This is a genomic window from Longimicrobiaceae bacterium (assembly GCA_036375715.1).
Lineage (GTDB): Bacteria > Gemmatimonadota > Gemmatimonadetes > Longimicrobiales > Longimicrobiaceae > DASVBS01.
Genome location: DASVBS010000006.1, coordinates 50,550 through 72,134, shown reverse-complemented (window position 1 = coordinate 72,134; position 21,585 = coordinate 50,550). Strand labels below are relative to the sequence as shown.

At 67.1% G+C, this 21,585-nt stretch carries 20 protein-coding genes; 18 read left to right on the top strand and 2 right to left on the bottom strand.

All coding sequences use genetic code 11. The features are described from left to right. The first annotated feature begins 131 nt into the window (after positions 1-131). The 16 genes from VF167_01445 to VF167_01370 all read left to right on the top strand — a co-directional run bounded on the left by VF167_01445 (position 132) and on the right by VF167_01370 (position 15,137). A complete protein-coding gene (locus tag VF167_01445) occupies positions 132-974 on the top strand; it encodes a prephenate dehydrogenase (protein HEX6924066.1) in 843 nt (280 codons plus the stop codon). Between the two features lie 138 nt (positions 975-1,112). Continuing rightward, positions 1,113-2,093, top strand: a complete 981-nt coding sequence (locus tag VF167_01440; protein ID HEX6924065.1) for an NAD-dependent epimerase/dehydratase family protein — start codon at positions 1,113-1,115, stop codon at positions 2,091-2,093. Then, positions 2,094-3,317, top strand: a complete 1,224-nt coding sequence (locus VF167_01435) for an aminotransferase class I/II-fold pyridoxal phosphate-dependent enzyme (GenBank protein HEX6924064.1) — start codon at positions 2,094-2,096, stop codon at positions 3,315-3,317. A 16-nt stretch (positions 3,318-3,333) separates the two neighbouring features. Then, positions 3,334-4,488, top strand: a complete 1,155-nt coding sequence (locus tag VF167_01430; GenBank protein HEX6924063.1) for a hypothetical protein — start codon at positions 3,334-3,336, stop codon at positions 4,486-4,488. A 399-nt stretch (positions 4,489-4,887) separates the two neighbouring features. After that, positions 4,888-5,394 (top strand): hypothetical protein, encoded by a 507-nt coding sequence (locus tag VF167_01425; protein HEX6924062.1) that lies wholly within the window; start codon positions 4,888-4,890, stop codon positions 5,392-5,394. 138 nt (positions 5,395-5,532) lie between these two features. Continuing rightward, complete coding sequence (locus tag VF167_01420) at positions 5,533-5,796, top strand: hypothetical protein (GenBank protein ID HEX6924061.1); 264 nt, start codon at positions 5,533-5,535, stop codon at positions 5,794-5,796. A 114-nt stretch (positions 5,797-5,910) separates the two neighbouring features. Continuing rightward, positions 5,911-7,071 (top strand): glycosyltransferase family 1 protein, encoded by a 1,161-nt coding sequence (locus VF167_01415; GenBank protein HEX6924060.1) that lies wholly within the window; start codon positions 5,911-5,913, stop codon positions 7,069-7,071. After that, entirely contained in the window at positions 7,068-8,177 is a 1,110-nt protein-coding gene (locus VF167_01410) for a flippase-like domain-containing protein (GenBank protein HEX6924059.1), read from the top strand. The genes VF167_01415 and VF167_01410 overlap by 4 nt, the downstream gene beginning before the upstream one ends. Positions 8,178-8,359: 182 nt before the next feature. Next, positions 8,360-9,061, top strand: a complete 702-nt coding sequence (locus VF167_01405) for a sigma-70 family RNA polymerase sigma factor (protein HEX6924058.1) — start codon at positions 8,360-8,362, stop codon at positions 9,059-9,061. A 133-nt stretch (positions 9,062-9,194) separates the two neighbouring features. Next, the gene (locus tag VF167_01400) at positions 9,195-10,547 is read left to right on the top strand and encodes an NAD(P)/FAD-dependent oxidoreductase (GenBank protein HEX6924057.1); all 1,353 of its coding nucleotides are present in this window, start codon (positions 9,195-9,197) and stop codon (positions 10,545-10,547) included. Continuing rightward, positions 10,544-11,446, top strand: coding sequence for an alpha/beta fold hydrolase (locus VF167_01395; GenBank protein ID HEX6924056.1), 903 nt, complete (start codon positions 10,544-10,546; stop codon positions 11,444-11,446). Before VF167_01400 ends, VF167_01395 begins: the two co-directional genes overlap by 4 nt. Further along, positions 11,443-12,459 (top strand): amidohydrolase family protein, encoded by a 1,017-nt coding sequence (locus VF167_01390; GenBank protein ID HEX6924055.1) that lies wholly within the window; start codon positions 11,443-11,445, stop codon positions 12,457-12,459. The genes VF167_01395 and VF167_01390 overlap by 4 nt, the downstream gene beginning before the upstream one ends. A 40-nt stretch (positions 12,460-12,499) precedes the next feature. Continuing rightward, a complete protein-coding gene (locus tag VF167_01385) occupies positions 12,500-13,330 on the top strand; it encodes a hypothetical protein (protein HEX6924054.1) in 831 nt (276 codons plus the stop codon). A 65-nt stretch (positions 13,331-13,395) separates the two neighbouring features. Then, a complete protein-coding gene (locus tag VF167_01380) occupies positions 13,396-14,010 on the top strand; it encodes a hypothetical protein (protein ID HEX6924053.1) in 615 nt (204 codons plus the stop codon). Continuing rightward, entirely contained in the window at positions 14,003-14,380 is a 378-nt protein-coding gene (locus VF167_01375; protein HEX6924052.1) for a transcriptional regulator, read from the top strand. The genes VF167_01380 and VF167_01375 overlap by 8 nt, the downstream gene beginning before the upstream one ends. A 25-nt stretch (positions 14,381-14,405) precedes the next feature. Continuing rightward, positions 14,406-15,137, top strand: coding sequence for a di-trans,poly-cis-decaprenylcistransferase (locus tag VF167_01370; protein HEX6924051.1), 732 nt, complete (start codon positions 14,406-14,408; stop codon positions 15,135-15,137). A 159-nt stretch (positions 15,138-15,296) separates the two neighbouring features. On the opposite strand, the gene gluQRS is transcribed toward VF167_01370, so the two are convergent. Both gluQRS and VF167_01360 read right to left on the bottom strand, forming a co-directional pair. Further along, positions 15,297-16,247, bottom strand: a complete 951-nt coding sequence (gene gluQRS / locus VF167_01365) for a tRNA glutamyl-Q(34) synthetase GluQRS (GenBank protein HEX6924050.1) — start codon at positions 16,245-16,247, stop codon at positions 15,297-15,299. Between the two features lie 119 nt (positions 16,248-16,366). Further along, the gene (locus VF167_01360) at positions 16,367-16,918 is read right to left on the bottom strand and encodes a hypothetical protein (GenBank protein HEX6924049.1); all 552 of its coding nucleotides are present in this window, start codon (positions 16,916-16,918) and stop codon (positions 16,367-16,369) included. Between the two features lie 225 nt (positions 16,919-17,143). On the opposite strand from VF167_01360, the gene VF167_01355 reads away from it, so the two are divergent. Next, on the top strand, positions 17,144-20,017 hold the full coding sequence (locus tag VF167_01355) for an FAD-binding and (Fe-S)-binding domain-containing protein (GenBank protein HEX6924048.1): 2,874 nt from the start codon (positions 17,144-17,146) through the stop codon (positions 20,015-20,017). Positions 20,018-20,058: 41 nt separating this feature from the next. Next, on the top strand, positions 20,059-21,582 hold the full coding sequence (dacB, locus tag VF167_01350) for a D-alanyl-D-alanine carboxypeptidase/D-alanyl-D-alanine-endopeptidase (protein HEX6924047.1): 1,524 nt from the start codon (positions 20,059-20,061) through the stop codon (positions 21,580-21,582). The last annotated feature ends 3 nt before the right edge of the window (positions 21,583-21,585 follow it).

The window sequence follows — 21,585 nt, the reverse complement described above, 5'->3', positions numbered from 1 at the left end:
AGCGCCCTCTCCGACGGGGACCAGTCGCTCACCATCGACTCCTTCACCGACCTCATGCGACGCCTCGCCCCCTTCGCTCAGGCCGCCGGCCGCGAGCTCGTCTCCACTCCCCTCGCCGCCGTCGCCTGACCATGGCCGGCGCACCGTGGCGAGGTCCAGTTGGAATCATCGGGCTGGGGTTGATGGGCGGCTCGCTGGCTCGCGAGCTCGCTTCCCGCGGGGTTCTCGTGCGCGGCTGCGACGCGGACCCCGCCACGGTGGAAGAGGCACGTGCCTCCAACGTGCTCGAGGCGTTCCTGTGCGGGGGCGAGGAGGGCTTCCGGGACGTCGATCTGCTGGTCGTGGCAGTGCCAGTGGACCGGGCGGCCGCCTCCATTGAACGGGTGCTCCCACACCTCGACCCCGACTGCGTGATCACTGACGTCGGAAGCACGAAGCGCTCGATCGTCACCTGGGCGGAGCAAAACGGCATCGCCGAGCGCTTCGTCGGCTCGCATCCCCTTACGGGCGGCCACCGCTCCGGCTGGGGAGCCTCGCACCGTGACCTGTACGCCTGGCAACGCGTCTTTCTCTGTCCCACCCGGCAGAGCTCCGCTGCGGCGCTCGAGCGGGTGCGGGAGCTGTGGGAGCTGGTCGGGGCCCTTCCCGAGGTCATGGATGCCGACACCCATGACCGGCGAATGGCCTGGACGAGCCACCTCCCCCAGGTTGCGGCCACCAGCCTGGCGTTGGCGCTCGCCGGATCCGGTCATTTCCGGCGCGAGCTGGGACCGGGCGGACGCGATATGACCCGACTGGCCGGTAGCTCCGCGGAAATGTGGAGCGCCATATGCCTCGACAATGCCGAACCGCTGGATGCCGCGCTGGCGGCATTCGAGGCCGCGATCGGCCGAATGCGTCGCGCGGTGGCAGCGAGGGATGAGCGCGCGTTGCGCACGCTTTTCGAGGCGGGGCGAACCTGGACGCAGGAGTGATCCCCGGCCTCGATGTGACCTGCCGTTCATCCTCTGATGAACATTGATAACCGCCGCTTTCTCAAGTCCTATCGCATTGTCCTATCTTCGCGAGGACGTTGCGCTTCTGCTCTGGCTCCCCCATTTTCGTAGCCATCCATGAGACGCCGTGCACTGATTACCGGGGCCACGGGGTTTGTCGGTGGCCATCTCGTGGATCGACTGGCGGATCGTGGCTGGGAGTTGCACGCGCTCGTGCGGCCCACGAGCGACACGCGTGCTCTGCGGGAGCACGGTGTCCGACTCTGGACGGGCGAGCTGTCGGACCGAGAGTTGCTCCGTCGCGCGTGCGGTGAGGTCGACGTGGTATTCCACCTCGCCGCCGTAACTGCCGCTCGCGACGAGGAGGGGTATCATCGCGCGAACGTCGACGGCACGCGAACTCTGGTCGATGCGCTGGTCGAGGCGGATCCTATGCCGGCTCGGCTGGTATATCTGAGCTCATACGCCGCGTGCGGTCCGGCGCCGCCGGACGGGGTTCGTCACAACGAGGAATCTCCGCAGCCGCTGACGACGTACGGCAGGACGAAGCTGGCTGGCGAGGAGATTGTCCGGAGCCTAGCGGGACGCGGTGTGGAGGTGGTGGTGATGCGGGCTCCGGCCGTGTATGGCCCGGGCGATCGGGCGCTGCTGCCGTATTTTCGGCTTATAGCCCTGCGTCTGGCGCCCATTCCGAAGAACGGCGAGAACCGGCTACACCTGATCTACGTGGCCGATCTCGCGCGGGCGCTGGAAGGAGCCGCAGACGCTCCGCCGGGTACGTATGCGGTCGCGAGCCCCGGGGTTCATCGCTGGTCGGAGGTGGTGGGCACCATTGCCTCCGTGATGAATCGGAAGCCGCTCCAAATTCCGCTGGCTGCGCCGTTGGTGCGGCTCGCGGCGGGTATCAGCCAGGCGGCGGGTTCGCTCGCGGGCCGGGCAGCCCCGTTCAACCGGGAGAAGGCCGAAGAGATGCTCGCATCCGCGTGGGTCTGCGACCTGACCGGTTCGGAAGCGGTTCTTCCGCCTGAGCAGGCGACGCCGTTGCGCGAGGGTATCTCCCAGACTGTTCGCTGGTATACACGCCGAGGATGGCTATAGATGGGAACAGCGCAGGCGAAAGCCGAGGTGCAGCGTAGCACCGACCTCTTTGAGAAGTGCCGCCGTTTCACCGCCGCCCGCGAGGCGATCGCCCGTGGCGTCTACCCCTACTTCCAGCCGATCGAGGAATCGTTCGACACGGAAGTGGTCATTCGCGGCGAGCGGAAGATCATGGTCGGCTCCAACAACTACCTGGGGCTGACCCATCATCCATACGTCCTCGAGAAGGCTCAGCAGGCGCTTCACCGCTACGGCACCGGCTGTACCGGAAGCCGCTTCCTCAATGGCACCCTCGACATGCACGAGGAGCTGGAGGCGCGGCTCGCCGCGTTCATGGGTCAGCCAGCGGCGCTGGTCTTCAGCACCGGGTACCAGACCAACCTGGGGTTGATAGCGGCCCTCGCCGGTCGCGGCAGCGTCATCATCCAGGACCGACTCAATCACGCCAGCCTCTTCGACGCCGCCCTCCTGTCGGGCGGTGAGATGGTCCGCTATTCCCACGGCAGCCTGACCGGTCTTCGCCGCCTCCTCGAAAAGCACTGGGATGCCCCCGGCGGGGTGTTGGTGGTGACCGACGGCGTCTTCTCGATGGAGGGGAACATCGTCGAGTTGCCGAGTGTGCTGGCCCTGGTGCGCGAATATGGCGCCCGGTTGATGGTGGACGACGCCCACGCGATCGGAGTGCTTGGCGAAAAGGGTGGTGGTACGGCGCAGCACTTCGGCCTGGAAGGACAGGTGGACCTGGTGATGGCCACCTTCTCCAAGTCCTTCGCCTCCATCGGCGGGGCGGCGGCTGCGTCGGAGGACGTCATCCACTACCTCAAGCACCACGCGCGGTCGCTCATCTTCAGCGCCAGCATGCCTCCCTCGGCCGTGGCCACGGTGCTGGCCTGCCTGGATGTGATCGAGCGCGAGCCCGAGCGGCGCGTGCGCCTGTGGGAGAACGCCGATTACCTCCGCTCGGGTCTCCAGGAGTTGGGCTTCGACACGGTCAGCTCGGAGACCCCCATCATCCCGGTCGTCACCGGTGACATGGAGCGCACCTTTGCCTTCTGGCGGGCGCTGTTCGACGCGGGCGTCTTCACCAACCCTGTCCTTCCCCCGGCCGTGCCGGAGAACTCCTGCCGGCTGCGCACGTCGGTCATGGCGACGCACACGCGGGAGCAGCTCGACCAGGTGCTCGACGCCTTCACGCTGGTGCGCTCCAAGCTGGGGACCCCGTGAGCCGTCGGCCCCGCCGTTGACTTCCCGGACGTACACAGCGCCCTCCGCGGTTCTCCAGGTCAAGGAGATCTCGGACGGGCGCCCGCTGGATGCCTTCATCGATCTGGCCTGGCAGATCAACGGCAGCGATCCCCTCTGGGTGCCGCCACTGCGGATGTCCGTCCGCACCGCCCTGGATCGCTCCAAGCACCCCTTCCACCATCACGCGGACGTAGCCTACTTCCTGGCCGAGCGCTCCGGCCATCCTGTTGGCCGCATTGCGGCCATCGTGAACCACGGCCACAACGAGTACCACGCTGATCGGACGGGCTTCTTCGGCCTCTTCGAGTCGATCGAGGATCCGGACGTTGCCCGGGCTCTCCTGGAGGCCGCTGCTGACTGGCTTCAACGGCGCGGAATGACCAGCATGCGCGGCCCCATGAATTTCTCCACCAACGAGGAGATCTCTTCGCCGGGCGTGCTCATCGAGGGGTTCGACACCCCCCCGATGGCGATGATGTCCCACAACCCGCCGTACTACGGTGCCCTGCTGGAGGGCGCCGGGCTGGTCAAGGCGAAGGATCTGGTCGCCTTCTGGCTCGACGATCCCAATCCGCCCGAGCGGCTGGTGCGCGGGATGGACCGCGTGGTGCAGCGAATGGGCGCTGTCATCCGGCAGCTGGATCTCTCGCGGTTCAGACACGAAGTCGACGTCATCAAGGACATCTACAATTCCGCTTGGTCGCGGAACTGGGGCTTCGTGCCCATGACCGACGCCGAATTCGAGCACCTGGCCAAGGAGTTCAGGCCGATCGTCGATCCCTCGCTCTGCCTCATCGCGGAGGTCAGAGGCGAACCAGTGGGTTTCTCGCTCGCGATCCCGAACATCAACCATGCCCTGAAGAAGCTGCCTGACGGCCGTCTCTTCCCCTTCGGGCTGTTCCGCTTCCTCTGGCACAAGCGAAAGATCCGCGGGATTCGTGTAATTACGCTCGGCTTCAAGCCAGGCTACCAACACAGCGGCCTGGGCGCCGCCCTCTACCTCCACTGCTGGCTCAACGGCACCGCCCGCGGCTATGACCACGGCGAGGCGTCCTGGATCCTGGAGGACAACCTGGACATGGTGCTTCCTCTGGAACGGATGGGCGCACGCCCCTACAAGCGCTATCGCATCTTCGAGCGCCCGCTCTGACACTCTCGCTCCTGTCTGGGGCAAAGCCTCCCCCAGATCCCCTCCAGCCCGGGGTCGGACACTTTCCTGCCCCACACGGGCAATCTCCTCCCCACGCGCCATTGCAGAATCCAACAAACCTCTCAGTTCGCTGGTCGTCTTTCCCTTCTCAAAATCCCTGCGTTTCCACCGACCTGCTGACAGTTCAACCACTTAGCTGACTCGTCCCCGAAGGGCACGCTCCTGGCCTGAGCCGTACTCACCTCGCGGCACAGATCCCGACCACAAGCCAGCCCATTGCGACTACCGGGCATTTCCCTGCTCCGGTGGCATGGGCCCGCTAGCGCGCGATTCCAGCGCGGCAACCCGTTCGCCATCGCGACCGGGGATATCACGTCGGTTCACCTCCAGGAGGCCTCCATGTCTCGAGTCGTGCTCGCTGTAGCGCTGTTGATGCTTGCAGCCGTCCCCCTCTCATCGCAGGCTCCCATCGATTTCCCGCCGGGAAGCCAGCTGCGCGTGCAGTTCCCGGGCGAGACCCAGCCGGTCGAAGGCAGCCTCGTCTCCGCCGACCGCGAAAGCTTCGTCTTCCGTCCCAGCGGCGACGCCTTCCAGAGCTCGTATGTGAGCGCGGCCACGCAGTCGGCCCGAGTCCCGTACACCGACGTCGAGGTCCTGTGGGTCGATCTGGGCAAGTCGCGCAAGCACTCGGCGTGGCGGGGAGCGCTCTGGGGCGCCTACCTGGGCGCCGGGTCCGGAGCGGTGGCAGGTCCCTTCGTGGCGAAGTCGACCGACTATACCATCGGCCAGGCTTCGGCGGGGCTGAGCATTGGCGCTGGCCTCATCGGCGCCGGCGTGGGTGCGGTGGTGGGCGCCATCCTGGCGCCGGACCACCGCTGGAAGGCGTTCCGGTTCGTAAGCCGGTAAGGGCGAGAATCTTGCACCCCCGGAGAAAGGCCGGCGGAGTCGCCGGCCCGTTCCTCTGCCGGAGCGAGGGAGTAGCGAATCAATGAACGGCGCGGAACGGGCATCCCGTCCGCGCCGTCTCTCATGTCAGGAGTTCCTATGACGGTAGGCTCGTCGCGTCGGAAACGAAGCGATCCCATCGTGCTGATGGAGGCGGCGCTGATCCTGCTCTTCCTGATCCTGTTCCTCTTTCTGTACGTGCTGCGCTCGAAGGAGCGTCTGGAAGACTCGCCCTGGTGGGCCCCGGTGATTCTGGGAGGGGTGGCGGTGGCCGCACTGCTCCTCGACAACTGGCGCCGGAGGCGTCGCTATCGCCGCGAGATCGAGAACCTGATGGAGGCGCAGCTCGGCGGCGGGCCCTGAGAGCGAAGTCGGGTCCGCTGTCGCGCCTCGCGGGCCGGGCGTAGATTCCCGACCCTCAACGGACGTCCCCGGGAGGAGACGGTCCACGGGAGGGGTCGCTGCGCAGCCGGTCGCATGAGGGTCGTCTACTTCACAGAAAGCCTGTATCCGTTAGTCGACGGGGTGTCACGCACGCTCGCGCGCCTCTTCGACACCCTCCTGCTCGACCGAATCGACTTTCGCGTCATCTCACCCTTCCGCCCTCCTGCCCAGGTCCCGTGGCAGGATCGGGTTTTTGTGGTCCCCTACCTCCGGTTTCCTCCCTACCCGGACTACCGCGTGAGCCGCCCGGGCGGCCGCGCCCTGGAGAGTGCCCTGGAGGAGTTCGACCCCGAGATCGTACACGTGGTCAGCCCGACACCCATGGCCATCTGGGCGCAGCGCTATGCTCGTCGTAGCGCGATTCCGTCGGTTGCGAGCTTCCACACGGATTTCGTCTCCTACTTTCGCTATTACCGTGTCCGCCCGCTTGAACGCTTCGGCTGGGCGGCGCTGCGCTGGTTCTACCACCGCTCGGATCGGATCTATGCCCCCACGGAGACGGTTGCCCGGGAGCTGCGCGAACAGGGGATTGGCCCCGTCGAGCTCTGGTCCCGGGGGATCGATCTCGACGCTTACAACCCCCGGCACCGGGATCAGGAGCTTCGCGGCAAGCTCGGTGTGGATGACTCGCTGCCGCTCCTTTTACTGGTGAGCCGACTGGTAAAGGAGAAGGACCTGGCGGACCTTGTCGGCATCGAACGCGAGCTGCGCGCGAGGGGCGTACCCTTCCACCTGGCGCTGGTGGGCGATGGCCCCATGCGCGAGGAGCTCGAGGCGGCGCTCCCCGACGCGACCTTCGCGGGACAGCAGACCGGCGCCGAGCTGGCGCGATGGTATGCCTCAGCCGACGTCTTCGTCTTCCCCTCCACCACCGAGACCCTGGGCAACGTGGTCCTCGAGGCTCTCGCGTCGGGAGTGCCCGCGGTGGTGGTCGACCGCGGGGGGCCGCAGGACCTCGTGCGGGACGGAGAGAACGGCTATGTCGCACCGGCCAACGATATCGTCGGCATCAGCGACCGGCTGGAGAGACTCCTGCGCGATCGAACGCTGCGCAGGAGCATGGGCGAGGCGGCGCGGAGGAGCGCCTCCGGCCGTGACTGGCACACGATCAACCGTGACCTGGTGAGCAGTTACGAACGACTGCTCCGCGAGCGGGCGATAGCCCATCGCACCGGCACCGGCGTCGAAGGATGAGGGAGGATCCGAGCGTCGGCGCGAAGAGCGGCGTCGCGGCCGCTAGCGAGCAACCTCCGCTGCGCGGGCTGAACCGGCTCTTTCGCACCACCCTCGTCCTCATCCCCATCGGGGTGCTGGGCAATGTCGCCTTTTCGCTTCTGGTCACCGACCGCGAGCTACTCACGGCGCTACCCGACCTTCCCCGTACCTATCTCTATCTCGCGATCGCGCTAGGCCTCTTCCCCTGGGTGACGAACACGCTGCGGCTGCTCATCTGGGCTCGCTTTCTCGGCCACCGCCTTTCCTTCCGGGACTGCCTACAGATGACACTGGCGGTCGACCTGGGCTCGGCGATCAGCCCCACCGCGGTGGGCGGTGGCTTTTTCAAGTGGGGGATGCTGGTGCAGCGGGGGGTCACCCCCGGAACCGCCGCGTCGTTGACCACCTACCCGATCATCGAGGACGCGATCTTCTTCGCGATCTCCCTGCCCCTTGCGGTGATCCTCACCGAATCATGGAATCTGCCCATCTTCCGGCTGGTGGCCGAACAGTTGGGAAACGATGCCTTCATCGCGCTCGGCACCGGGGCGGCTATCGCGCTGTTCAGCTGGCTGTCCGTGCGAATGGTCCTGACCGGCGGCCTCGGGGAGCGCACGCGTCAATGGGGCATCCAGTTCCTTGCCCGCACGCGGAGGAAGCTGCGCAGCACCTGGGCGGACGCGCGGGAGGTCTTCCGGCTGATCGCCGTGCGGGGGAGGTGGTGGTTCGCTCTCAGCCTCTCCCTGACGGCGGTGCAGTGGACCGCCCGCTACTCGGTGATAACCGCCCTGGTGGCATATCTCGGCTATCCCGTGGAGCCGGTGCTCTTCTGGTTGCTGCAGTGGGTGGTCTTCACGCTGATGGCGATGATCCCCACTCCGGGCGCGGCTGGCGGAGCGGAAGCCGCTTTCTACTTGATCTACAGCGCGCTGCTTCCCACGCGAGTGATTGGACTCGCCACCGCGGGTTGGCGATTCCTCACCTTCTACCTGCAGCTCGGTCTCGCGTCGGTGCTCTTCTTCCTGCTGAACCTGCGCAGCGGGGGCGGGCTGCTTCAGCCTCCAACTCGCGCCCGCCCGAACTGAGCCCGTGAGCGGCGGCGCCCGCTTGCGGAGCGGCCAGCAGGCCCTCAGGAATCAGCGGGAACCGTCCGTTTCGTGAGGAGCCGGCTGAACACAGTAAAGCCGTTTTCACAGGTGCATTTTCCGTCGGCCTTCTTCCCTCCACATCCCTCGACAGAATAGGGTTTCCCGGTTATCTTTCGTCCATGGAGCCTCTCACTCGTGGCCGTCGTCCGGGGGCTGTTCTCCCGCTGTCCGACCGCTCGCATGGCGCGCGGTCGCGACCGCTGCGGGCCGTGCCTCCCGCCGCGCGGCCGTCCAGCCTCGAGGAGCTGACCGACGAGCAGCTATTCCAGCGCTACACGGACGGGGACGAGAACGGTTTTCAGCTCCTGATGGAGCGTTACGAACCCCGGATCCAGGGCTTCCTGCGCAAGCGGCTCAGCGACGAGGAACGTGTTGAGGACCTCACTCAGGACACGTTTCTGCGGATTCACCGGGCCCGCGACAGCTACGACCCGGGCCGTAAGTTCTCGACCTGGATCCACACGATCGCGAACAACCTCCTGAAGAACGAGTTCCGCAACCGGTCGCGGCGGCGCGAAACCGCCTTCTCCGAGTTGCGTCCGGAGCAGTCCGCCTCGGGGGCTCCTACGCGGCCCATCGAGTTCGAATCCTCGCAGGCGGATCCGGAACAGGAGACCTACCGATCCGAGCTGCGAGAGGCGATCGGGACCGCCATCGAGCGGATGGAGGAGCACCACCGTATTCCGTTCGTCATGCGGGAGGTGGATGACCTCTCCTACGAGGAGATCGCGGAAGCCATCGGGATCCCGGTGGGCACCGTGAAGAGCCGGCTCAACCGGGCGCGGCATTCCTTCAGGAACCTGCTCCCGGTCCCGGTGTGAAAACTGCCGGCGACGCCGGTGGAGTGTAAGCGGTCGGCGCGCGCCGGCCGCTTTTTTTGTGCGTGCGGGGAGGTGGTGATGGCGTTGCCCTTGCGACACCCATTTGTTTTGAGCCTCGCACGGGAGACCATAGATGAACGCTGACCGCCCGCGTGTAGTGATCGTCGGAGGCGGTTTCGGGGGATTGTACGCGGCGCGTGCTCTGCGCAACGCGCCGGTTCAGGTCACCGTCATCGACCGTCGGAACTACCACCTCTTCCAGCCTCTGCTCTACCAGGTGGCTACCGCGGCCCTATCGCCGGCGGACATCGCCGCACCGATTCGCCAGATCCTGCACAAGCAACGGAACACCGAGGTCCTGCTGGCCGAGGTGACCGATATCGACACAGAGAATCGCCTGATCCGGGTGGAGGACGGGAGAACCAAGTCGTACGACTATCTCATCCTGGCCACCGGCTCGGTCGACCAGTACTTCGGGCACGACGAATGGGCGCGGACCGCGCCGGGACTGAAGGCGGTGGACGATGCTACGGAGATCCGGCGTCGCTTCCTGCTCGCCTTCGAAGCCGCGGAGCAGGAGCCGGATCCGCAGCGCCGCGCCGCGCTGCTGACCTTCGTGGTCATCGGGGGCGGCGCGACGGGCGTAGAGATGGCGGGCGCCTTCGCCGAGCTCGCGCGACACACCCTGGCCCGCGACTTCCGACGCATCGATCCCACCCAGGCTCGCGTGGTGCTGCTCGAGGGAGGCCCGCGGCTTCTCCCCGCCTATCCTGACGAGCTGTCGCAGAAAGCGAAGGAGCAACTCGAGCGGCTCGGGGTGGAGGTGCGGCTCAATGCGATGGTGACGAACATCGATTTCGAGGGCGTATGGGTCGGGGACGAGCGGATCGAGACCCGGACCGTCGTGTGGGGAGCGGGCGTCAAGGCTTCGCCGCTGGGGCACAAGCTGGGGGTCCCCACCGATCGCATGGGTCGGGTGTTCGTGGAGCCGGATCTGTCGATCCCGGGTCACCCGGAGGTCTTCGTCATCGGGGACCTGGCGAACTTCTCCCATCAGACTGGCGAGCCGCTTCCCGGCGTGGCTCAGGTGGCGATGCAGCAGGCGCGCACCGCTGCCGAGAACATCCTCCGGACCATGCGGGACCAGCCGCGGCTGGAATTCCGCTACAAGGACAAGGGGATGATGGCGACGATCGGACGGGCAGCCGCCGTAGCCGTCATCGGCGGTCGCAAGCTGTCGGGCCTGATCGCATGGCTCGCATGGCTCTTTGTCCACATCGTCTTTCTCATCGGGTTCCGCAACCGCGTGCTGGTCCTGTTACAATGGGCCTGGGCTTATCTGACCTGGCAGCGCAGTGCGCGCCTGATCACTGGCGATCTCGCCCCGAAGCTCGCCGCTCCCGGGCAGATCCAGGGTGAGACAGCCGAGCGCGAGCTGCGGGCACGGGCGGCCGTCCTGGCCGAACGAGGGGCTGACAAAGGGTGAGCGAGCTCCCCTACGAACGGCACTTCCGCGCGTGGTGCGATCTCAACCGCGTGGAGTGGCGCACCTTTTTCTATTCGCGGCCCGAGGCCGGCGGCGAGACCCAGGCGCATCACCTCCTGCCCGCCGGGGAGCCTCTCGGTGGTGTGCTCGTAGTCCATGGCGCCGGCAACGACGCTCTCTTTTCGCTCACGCGGTTGTTTTCGGAGCTGCTGCAGCGCCGCCTCGAGGTCTTCACCTTCGATGTTGACGGGCATGGACGCCACAGCAGCGCGCTCCTGAGCACGGCGGGGCTGGAGACCATGATCCCCGCTGCGCTTCGCGCCTGGGGGAAGCAGGTCCGGGAGCGGCCGCTGCACGCGATCGGCATCAGCTTGGGCGGGTCACTGTTGTTGCATGCGCTGCCCCGATTGGGTTCGGCACTGACCTCAGCCGTGTTGGTAGCGGCGCCGCTGCGGGTAGAGCTTTCACGGGCGGCGATTCTGCGAGAGGTCGGAGCTCCCATGCTTCGCACCATCTGGCGCGAGCGGTCCTGGTTCGGCTTGACGGGGTTGATCCCGTCGTTCGGACCCTTCCGTCGGGGCGCGTTTCCCCTGCGGCTCGAGGACGCGCCGGGTCCAGGAGCGTTCGGCTACGTCCAGGTCCTCAACCGGATGCTGGATCGGCTCGATCTCCCGGCTGCAGCCCGCGCCACCGAGGTGCCGACCCTTCTCGTCTACGGGGCGCGTGATCGGCTGGTCCCTCGCGAGCAGGCCGAGACGCTGGCGCGAGCGCTTCCCACGGCAGAAGTGCTCGTGCTGCCCGGCGAGACCCATCTCTCCACCCCGATGTCACCCATCGCCCGCGGACGAATCCTCGAGTGGCTGAGGCGACAGAATTCGGCGCCGCGCACCGCCGCATGAGCCCGCCCCTCCGCATCGACGTCCACGTCCACCTGGCGGGGACGGGTGCGGCGGGCTCGGGCTGCTGGATCTCGCCCGCCTTCGAGCGCCGCTACACCTACCGTCTGCTGCGCTGGTGGCACGGCATGTCCGCGGCCCAGTCGAAGGATTCGAGCGACGAGGAGTGGGTAGATCGCGTCGCGGACATGGTCCGCGGAAGCGAGCTGGACCGCGCGGTGGTGCTGGGCTTCGACGGGGTCTACGACGCAGCCGGAAGGTTCGATTCCGTGCGATCGCAGCTCGTGGTGCCTCCCTCATGGGTCTTCCAGGCCTGTCGCCGGCATCCCGACGCTCTGCTCCCGGGCCCTTCGGTCAATCCTTTCCGTGCGGATGCCCTTGAACGGCTGGACGAATGCATCGAGGGCGGTGCGACGCTGATCAAGTGGCTCCCAGCCACACAGGGGATCGATCCTTCTTCCCCGCGGCTGGGCGCGTTCTACCAGCGCATGGCCGATGCCCGCCTGCCCTTGCTGGTCCATTCCGGCGGCGGAGAGACGACGTTCCGTGAAGTCGACCCGCAGCTGAAGGACGTTCGATTGCTCGAGGCTCCGCTGGAGGCTGGCGTTCCCGTGATCTGCGCCCATTCGGGAACGCCGGTTGTCTTCCTGCACGACCCCAACCAGCTCGGTATTGTCCGGTCGATGCTCGAGCGCTATCCGCACCTGTGGCTGGACAACTCGGGAATGGCGAACCCGAGCCGTTTTCCATACCTTCCGCGCCTGGCTCGCGACCGCCTGTTCGAGGCCCGAACGCTCCACGGTAGCGACTTTCCCGTACCGAGCAGTGCCCTCTACTACGTGGGGCGGATCGGACCTCGGCAGTCCTGGCGGATCGAGCGCCAGCGGAACCCGCTCCAGCGGGATGTAGCGCTGAAGCGTGCGCTGGGTTATTCAGATTCGACGCTCACCCGTGCAGAGGGAGTGCTGGCGTCGCTCGACCGCTGGAGGAGCGCGGCCCCCGCCCGAACTCACTGAGCGTCACGCAGCCGGACGACCCGAATCCGATTAGCGGAAAATGCATCGCAGCCTGATGCGGCAGCTGGCAGGCGCCGGCCTCCTACTGCTCTGCTCCGCGACCGTCGCTCGAGCCCAGCTCCGACCGATCCACCCGATGGAATGGAACCTGTTCGACGATCATCGAACGGTGACGTCACGGATCGGTGCCTCGCTGTTCGAGCACCAGCGAGCTTCCCTTGCCGGCACTGAAGGAGAGCTGTGGGAGCTGGGAGATTTTTCCGTCGCGGTGCGAAGCGGGCGGGTGGCGGTAGAGCTCGCGGGCACCGCACTCCGGATCTTCGAGGATCAGGAGGTCTTTGCCGACCCGTTCGGTGGAGCCCGGGAGAGCACCGGTAAGCGGAGGCGGGACGCCGGTGACATACGGGTTTCGACCATGGTCCTGCTGACGCCGCCGGACCGGGAAGCGGCAGCAATGCTGCGTTTCGGCACCCGCCTGCCGACCACCGACAACGAGGTGGGACTCGAGCGCGATCGCACGGATTTCTTCGCCCTGTTGGGAGGGCGGCTGAAGCACGGCCCGTACTTCCTCTCAGGGGAGACTGGGGTGGGCATCAACGGAACGCATGACCCCCGGTTCGAGCAGTCCGACGTGCTGATGTATTCGGCCACTGCCGCCTATAAGGGGAAGTGGCTGTCCCCTCGCCTGAGCCTGGTGGGACACATGGATGGCATGCACGGGTGGACCATTCGCGGGAACGAGGAGCTGAGCGAGCTCCGCTTGGGGGCGCGGGCCGGACGTCGTATCTGGGTGGAGGTGGAAGGTGTCTACGGCCTCCAGACCTTCAGCCCTCGGAGCGGAGTCATGCTGTTCGCCGGCATCGCCTACTGAGCCAGGCTCGCTTTGTGCGGTAAAGCACTTGACATCGGGGCGGCTCACCATCAGGATAAGGAACCATGGCAAGCGTTCACCCATTACCTCCCCGCAAGCCGGAGCCGGTCGCCCTGCACGACCGGGCGATGGACAACCTTCGCTTCATTCGCGAGACGATGGAGCGGGCGGGGAGCTTCACCGCGGTCTCGGGATGGGGCGTGGTGGCGCTCGGCGTCACTGCGCTCCTGGCGGCGCCGGTGGCTGCCCGCGCTCCCTCGGCCGCGGGGTGGCTCGCCACCTGGAGTGTGGAGGCGATCCTCGCGCTGGCGATTGCCGTGTACTCCGTTGCGCGCAAAGCCCGGGCGGCCGGTATGCCGCTACTCTCGGGACCGGGGCGCAAGGTGGCGCTCTCCCTCTCCCCGGCATTGGTAGCCGGCGCGGTGCTGACCGCCGTTCTCTTCAGCGAAGGAATCCTGCAGCCCCTTCCCGGGATGTGGATGCTCCTCTTCGGCGCCGGCATCATGGCGGCGGGGGCGTTCTCCGTCTCGATCGTCCCGGTGATGGGGCTCAGCTTCATGCTTCTGGGCACGGCGGCACTCCTGCTCCCGGCGAGCTGGGGAGATGCTCTGATGGCGCTTGGCTTTGGAGGTCTACATATCTTCTTCGGCGTGCTCATCGCGAGGAGGTACGGTGGCTAAGCAACGCGCGGTTTCGGCGGAGGGGCCAAGGCCCGTCCGGCTCTTCAGCGAACCCGGCGGCGCGGGGGATGCTTCTCCCCCGGAGTTCGACCGCCTGATCCACGAGCGGATCCGGCTCGGAATCGTGAGCGCCCTTGCGGTCAACGAATCGCTGACCTTCAACGACCTGAAGGGCATGCTGAACACCTCGGACGGCAACCTGAGCGTTCACGCGCGGCGCCTGGAGGAGGCAGCCTACATCGATTGCCGGAAATCCTTCGAGGGGCGGGTGCCTCGCACCGAATACCGGCTCACGGCGCGGGGACGGAAGGCTCTGGAAGAATACCTCGATCACATGGAATCGCTCATTCAGGCGGTTCGCGAAGGCTGATCCTTTTTTTTCGCCAACGGACTTTATGAAGCAAAGGGCTTTGACGACGCGCTTTCCCGGTCTCCACGTGGCGGTGATCATGGATGGGAACGGGCGGTGGGCAGTGGGACGCGGGCAGCCGCGGATCGCCGGCCACCGGGAGGGAGCCAAGGTCGTGCGGGAGATCGTTGAAGGGGCACCGGGACTCGGAATCGGGACGCTGACCCTGTACGCCTTCTCCTCCGACAACTGGAAGCGGCCGGGCCGGGAAGTCTCTGCCCTGATGCGCCTCTTCCGCACATACCTGGCGTCCGAAACCGCCAAGTGCGTGCAGAACGGTGTTCGACTCGACGTGATCGGCCGGCGCGACCGGATTCCACCGGTGCTGCGGAAGGCGATCGAGGCGGCGGAGGCCGAGACTGCCGGGGGAGATCGCCTACACCTGCGTATCGCCATCGACTATTCGGCCCGCGACACGCTGGTCGAGGCCGCGGCCGCCTGCCGCGCGACGTCGGCCCACCTCGATAGGGAGGCCTTCACCGCCCTCATCGAGAAAGTCAGCCACTCCGATCCGGCTCCGGAGGTGGACCTGCTGATCCGGACCGGGGGCGAGCAGCGGCTCAGCGACTTCCTGCTCTGGGAGTGCGCCTACGCCGAGCTCTACTTCGATCGGTGCTTGTGGCCGGATTTCTCCGTTCGCCGGCTGTCGATGGCGGTGGAGGAGTACTCGCGTCGCGAACGCCGCTTCGGCGGGCTGCCCGCAGCCGCCGCGAGCTGAGGGGTCGGGTCGGCGATGCCACTGGCGGAAGACGGCGGGATCGGAGAAGGGGTGGTAGCGAGGGATTATGCCCTTGGAGCCGCGGGTCCCCACCGGTGGAATGGGCGTAGCCGGGATTGCAGGAGCGGGGGCGATCAACCCCAGGGAAGTGAATCAGGATCAACCCCAGGGAAGTGAATCAGGGAGAGTAGGTTCGCGAGGGATGCGGTCGAGAGAGAAGCGGTCGACCAGGGCGGCCGGGGTAGTGTGTTCACCCCGGTCCGCCAGAGCCGATGTCCACGCCAGCCACCCCACCACCTCTTCAGGCGCCACATCCCTCTCCCGCAGCTCCCGCAGGGACACCGCACCGTGCCGCTTTGACAGCCGCTCCCCATCCGGGCCGAGCAGGAGGGGCACGTGGATCCATTCAGGCGCTTCCAGGCCGAGCGCTTCGTAGAGGAGGAGCTGACGGGCGGTGGAGGTGAGCAGGTCCGCGCCTCTCAAGACGTGGGAGATGCGCATGGCCGCGTCGTCGACCACCACGGCGAGCTGATACGCTGCGATCCCGTCGCGTCGGCGGATGACGAAATCGCCGATCTCCTCTCGCCCGTGGATCGCCTGCTCTCCGTGCAGTGCGTCGACGAAGCGGATGGTGCGATCCGGCGCGCGAAGGCGTAACGCTGCGGGGCGCGTGCTCCGGAGGTAAGCGGCCTTACTCGGCGTTAGCTCCCGACAGGTCCCCGGGTAGATCGGCCCCTCGTCCTGGGGGCCGTGCGGCGCGCTGGCCGCCGCGGCGATCTCCTTCCGCGAGCAGAAGCACTCGTAGATTAACCCTTTCTCCGCCAGCCCGGCGATCGCCTTCTCGTAAAGCCCCCGCCGCTCGGACTGCAGGTAGGGTCCGAAGTCACCGCCGACATCCGGCCCCTCGTCCCAGTCGAGTCCCAGCCATCGCAGGTCCTCGAGCTGTCGCTCGATGAACCCCTCGCGCACTCGTCCCTCGTCGAGATCCTCCACCCGCAGCACGAATGTGCCCCCGAGCGCCCGTGCGTGCAGCCAGGCGAGCAGCGCGGTGCGAGCGTTTCCGAGGTGAAGATCGCCCGTCGGGCTGGGGGCGAAACGCGAGCGGAGCACGATCTCTAACAGCCCGAGCCCGGTCGCCAGGAGGCTGAATTCGCGAGTACCGGGCCCGACAGTAGCGGATGAAGCGGAGTGAAGCCTGCGGGCATGCTACCTACCGGCCACCAGCTCCGTCACAGATCTCCCAGCATGCGATCCACCCGCGCTTCCAGCACGGGGCGGGTCGCGCCGGACAGGGCAGCCTCCAGCAGGTCTGCTAGCTCCTCGCCGAAATCGTGGGGAAACTTGCGGGTCAGGCGAACCAGAGGGGCGAAGGCGAGCAGCGCGGTGCGAGGGGGTTCCTCGGCCTCCAGGGCGGCATCCTCGCCCCGCCAGGCGTCCGGATCCGGAGCACTCGCCTTCCACGGCTCGGACTCTTCCTCCTCTCCAGCCATCTCGCCCAGCTCACCGGGGTTGATCGGAAGGGCCAGCCCCACCATCGCCTGAATCTCCGCGTCCGGATCCTCCGGCTCCTCCGCCAGAACACCGAGGGAGACCGGCTCGGTCAGCGCGTCCCGCAGCACCGCAACCGTGTCTGGCGGGAGCAGGGCGCGGAAGCTGGGCTGCGCCCGCCCGCTAACGTGGAAAGCCACCGGCACGAGGTCTGACCCCTCGGGCACGAGACCCTCGGCGTCCACCAACCGCATCTCCAGATCGACCGCTTCGTCTCGCAGATACACGTGCATCAGAAGGCTCCAGCATGGGGGATGATGATTCGTACACGACGACCCCCTCCCGGGTGCCGCACCTCCAGGCGGTATTTCACACCGGCTTTGTAAGGAATGGCTTCACAACGAGGTCGGCGGGCACACTGCGTTGTTCTTCCGGCCCGGGGGATCGCGCACCGGCGCGGAAGGCGTATTTTACCGATTCGCCCATTTCCGATACCTGCCGGCACCCGACGGCCGAACATGCTGACAGTCATCCAGAACGATTCGCACGCAGCGCGGTTGGAACGAGCGCTCAGCGAGCGCGTCCGCGGTGAGGTGCGCTTCGATACCCATACCCGTTTGATGTACAGCACCGACGCCTCCCTGTACCAGATCGTACCGATGGGAGTCGTCATCCCCCGTGACGCCGAGGATGTGGAGACGGTGGTGCGGCTCGCCGGAGAGGCGAACGTGCCCCTTGTGCCCAGAGGGGGAGGCACCTCGCTCGCGGGACAGTCGATCGGCGAAGCCATCGTGATCGACTTCGCGAAGTACATGAATCGTGTCCTCTCCATCGATCCCGATCGTCGAATCGCCGTCGTCGAGCCGGGTGTGAGGCTCGACCGCCTCAATCGGGCGACGTCGAAGTACGGGCTGCACTTCGGTCCGGACCCGCAGACCATCCGGCAGTGCGCGCTGGGCGGCATGATCGCGAACAACTCGTGCGGCTCGCGCTCCCTGGTCTACGGGAAGACGGGCGATCACGTGCACTCGCTGAAGTGCATGCTCCCGGACACGCAGTGCCTGCACTTCAAGCCCGTCGAGAGGGGCGCGGTGGCGACCATGCCAGGCCGGGAGGGCGAGATCGCGCGGGAGGTCATGTCGCTGCTCGAGCCGCATCGCGATGGCATTCTGGCGCGCTACCCCAAAGTCCCACGGCGCGTCAGCGGCTACAACTTCGACATGCTGCTCGAGGAAGAGAAGCTCAACCTGTCGAAGCTGATCGTCGGGTCGGAGGGCACCCTCGCCACCATCCTGGAGGCGGAGCTCGGGCTGGTGCCCCTGCCCCGCGCCCGCAGCCTGGTGCTTCTCTCCTTCCCCGAGCGATGGACGTCGATGGACGCCATCCCCGCCATCCTTCCCGAGCCGGGGCTCTCTGCGCTCGAGATCGTGGACTCGCGCGTGCTGCGCGGTGCGCGCGAGATCATCCACTACCGGCCGGCCGCCGCTTTTGCCGCGCCGGACGCGCTGGGTGTGCTCTTCTGCGAGTTCTCCGGTGACACACCCGAAGAGGTGGCCGCGCGCGCTCAGGACTTCGCCGCCCGGGCGCCGAGCCTGCCCGGGTCTCCCTCGGCGCGGGTCTACCTCGACCCCCGTGACCAGACGGCGGCGTGGGCGCTGCGCCAGGCCGCCACGGGCCTGCTCTATCGCACGACCTCCAGCCGGGACGTCAAGCCTCACGAGTTCGTGGAGGATACAGGTATCCCGCCCGAAAAGCTGGGCGCCTACACGCGGCGCTTCGAGGAGATCGTGCATCGCAACGGCACGACCCTCGGCTTCTTCGGACATGCGGGCCAGGGCTGTCTGCACATCCGCGTCGACCTCAACCTCAAGCAGGGTGAGGACGTGCGTCGCATGCAGGCGATAGCCGAGCAGGTGGCGGAACTGGTGGTTGAGTTCGGCGGGTCCCTCTCGGGCGAGCACGGCGACGGGCTTTCCCGGTCGCAGTTCCTGCCGGTGATGTTTGGCCCCGAGATCATGGACCTCCACCGGAGGGTGAAGACGATCTTCGATCCGCAGGGACGCATGAACCCGGGGAAAATCGTCCCTCCAACGCAGCGGATGTCGGAAAACCTCCGCTTCGGCGAGGGCTACTCCGCGTTCGCTCCGAAAACCTATTTCGACTACTCGGCCGACGGGGGATGGGACCTGGCGGTGGAGAAGTGCACCGGCATGGCGGTGTGTCGCAAGCTCGACGCGGGCACCATGTGCCCCTCGTTCATGGTCACCCTGGAGGAGGAGCACTCGACTCGGGGAAGGGCGAACAGCCTGCGGGAGGCCATGAAGGGCGGACTTCCGGGGATGAAGAGCGAGGAAGTGCTCGAGGCGCTCGACCTCTGCCTGGAGTGCAAGGCGTGCAAGACCGAGTGTCCCGTCGGGGTGGACATGGCGCGGTACAAGTCGGAGTTCCTGGCGCAGCACTACCGCGCGACGGGGCGTATCCCACCCTCGGCGCTCTTCGCGGGGAAGATCCACGACCTCGCACGGCTTGGAAGTCTGGCTCCGGGGCTGGCGAACCTCGGCAATCGGCTTGTCGGACCGCTTTTGAAGCGGGTGTCGCACACGGATCAGCGTCGCAAGCTGCCGGAGCTCGCCCCTCGCACCTTCCGCGAGGAGTTCCGGGGGATTCCCCGCAGTCGCAGCGCCCCGCGTGGCAGGGTGATCCTCTTCGACGACACCTTCCACAACTTCTTCAACCCCGCGCCGCTACACGCCGCGGTGCGGGTCCTGGAGCGTGCGGGCTTCAGCGTGGAGCTGCCGCGGCGTCAGGTCTGCTGCGGACGGCCGAACATTTCAAAAGGGTTGCTGGACGAGGCCAAGCGGCGGCAACGCGAGCTGGTCGCCACGCTGGCGCCGCAGATGGAGGGCGGCGTCCCCCTTGTCGGGCTGGAGCCCAGCTGTGTCCTCACCTTCCGCGACGAGCTCCCCGATCTGATCGGGCGCGAGCGCGGCCGGGTCGTGGCGGAGAACAGCTACACCCTCGAGGAGTTCCTGGATTCCCTGCCGGACTACGCGCCGGGGAGACTCGAGCGGCAGGCCATCGTCCACGGTCACTGCCACCAGAAGGCGCTGGTGGGGATGGAGCCGACGCGACGCCTCCTGGACCGCGTGGAAGGTCTCGACTACCGGATTCTCGACTCGGGGTGCTGCGGAATGGCCGGATCCTTCGGGTACGAGGAAGGGCACTACGAGATCTCGAAAGCCATCGGTGAGCGGGTGCTCTTCCCTGCGGTGCGAGGCGCTCCGGACGCAATCGTGGTGGCGCCCGGCTTCTCCTGCCGCTCTCAGATCGCCGACTTCTGTGCTGGCCGGAGGGCGCTGCACACCGCCGAACTGTTGGCGCTAGCCGGGTGAGCGGCTCGATGGTGGCACCGCGGCGAAGCGGAACACGCCGCGTGGAGAGAAGCGCGGACCGTCATCTTCTGCAACAAGGCTGGCGCGCGTCGCTGCACGGCAGCCTGATCGCCGTGCTCGTCGCGCTTGCGGGCGCCTGTGCGCCGCTGAGTGCTCGATCTGGCGCCCCCGCTGGAGAGAAGGGGCTGACGGCGCAGATCGATTCGATCCTCTCCGACACCGCCTTCTCGCACGCGCACATTGGTGCGCTGGTAGTCTCGCTCACCGACGGCGACACGCTCTACCAGCGGAATGCGAGCGAGGTCTTCCTTCCTGCGTCGAATCAGAAGCTGTTGACCGGTGCGGCGGCGCTGGCGACGCTGGGTCCCGCCTACCGCTTCGAGACCACGGTGTGGGCCAGCGGGCAGGTTCGGGACGGGGTATTGCGGGGCGACCTGATCGTTCGCGGCAGCGGGGACCCGACCTTCTCCGGGCGCTTCTACGCCGACGCCCGTGCAGTCTTCTACGCTTGGGCGGACTCCCTTCGTGCGCGGGGGATCACTCGGATCCAGGGCGGCATCGTCGGTGTGGACAGCGTCTTTCCCGGGCCGACGCTGGGTGCCGGTTGGGCCTGGGACGACCTCGATCAAGGTTACGCGGCGGAGTACGGAGGGCTGCAGTTCAACGAGGGGATCGCCACCCTTCAGGTGGTGCCGAGCCGCGACGTCGGGTCACCTGGCGTCGTGATCGTGGACCCGCCAACGCAGCACGTACGAATCTACAATCTGACGCGCACGACGCCGCCAGGAAGCGAGGTCCAGCTCACTCTGCGCCGCGACCCCTCGGGTCCGGGGGTCACGGTGGAGGGATCCCTGCCCGCCGACACGACCGCGGTGACGCTACGCCTCGCCGTACGCGATCCGACCGCTTACTTCCTCACGGCCCTGCGCGAGACCCTGCGAGAGGTGGGTGTCGCCGTGGAGGGGCCGGCACTCCCGGCAGACCAGTGGCCGGTAGACCGAACCGGCGTGGTGGAGGCGCTGCTCTTCACTCATCGATCGCCCCCACTTTCCGAGATCCTGGCGGGGATGATGAAGCCGAGTCAGAACCAGATCGCGGAGAGCCTCCTGCTCACGGTCGGGCGCGAGCTGAAGGGCGAGGCGACCGCGGAGGCCGGAGCGGCGGTGGTGGACAGCCTGTTGCGTGCGTGGAACCTCGCTGCCGACGAGCTGCGAATGGCGGACGGCTCGGGGATGTCTCGCTACAACCTCGTATCCCCGCGTCTGCTCGTGGGACTGCTGACGGCGATGGACCGGACGGGGAGTAGAGAGGAGTGGCGGGCTGCGCTGCCGGTTGCGGGGATCGACGGGACCCTCGCCGAACGGATGCGAGAGCCGCCGCTGCGTGGCAACGTGCGGGCGAAGACGGGAACCCTCACCGGGGTGCGCACCCTCTCGGGTTACCTGACAACGGCGGGTGGGGAGGAGGTGATCTTCTCGTTCATGGTCGACCACCATCTGCGGCGCGCCGCGCGGGTTGACGAGATGGTCGAGGCGGCGCTGGAAGCCATCGCGCGCCAGCGCTGAGTC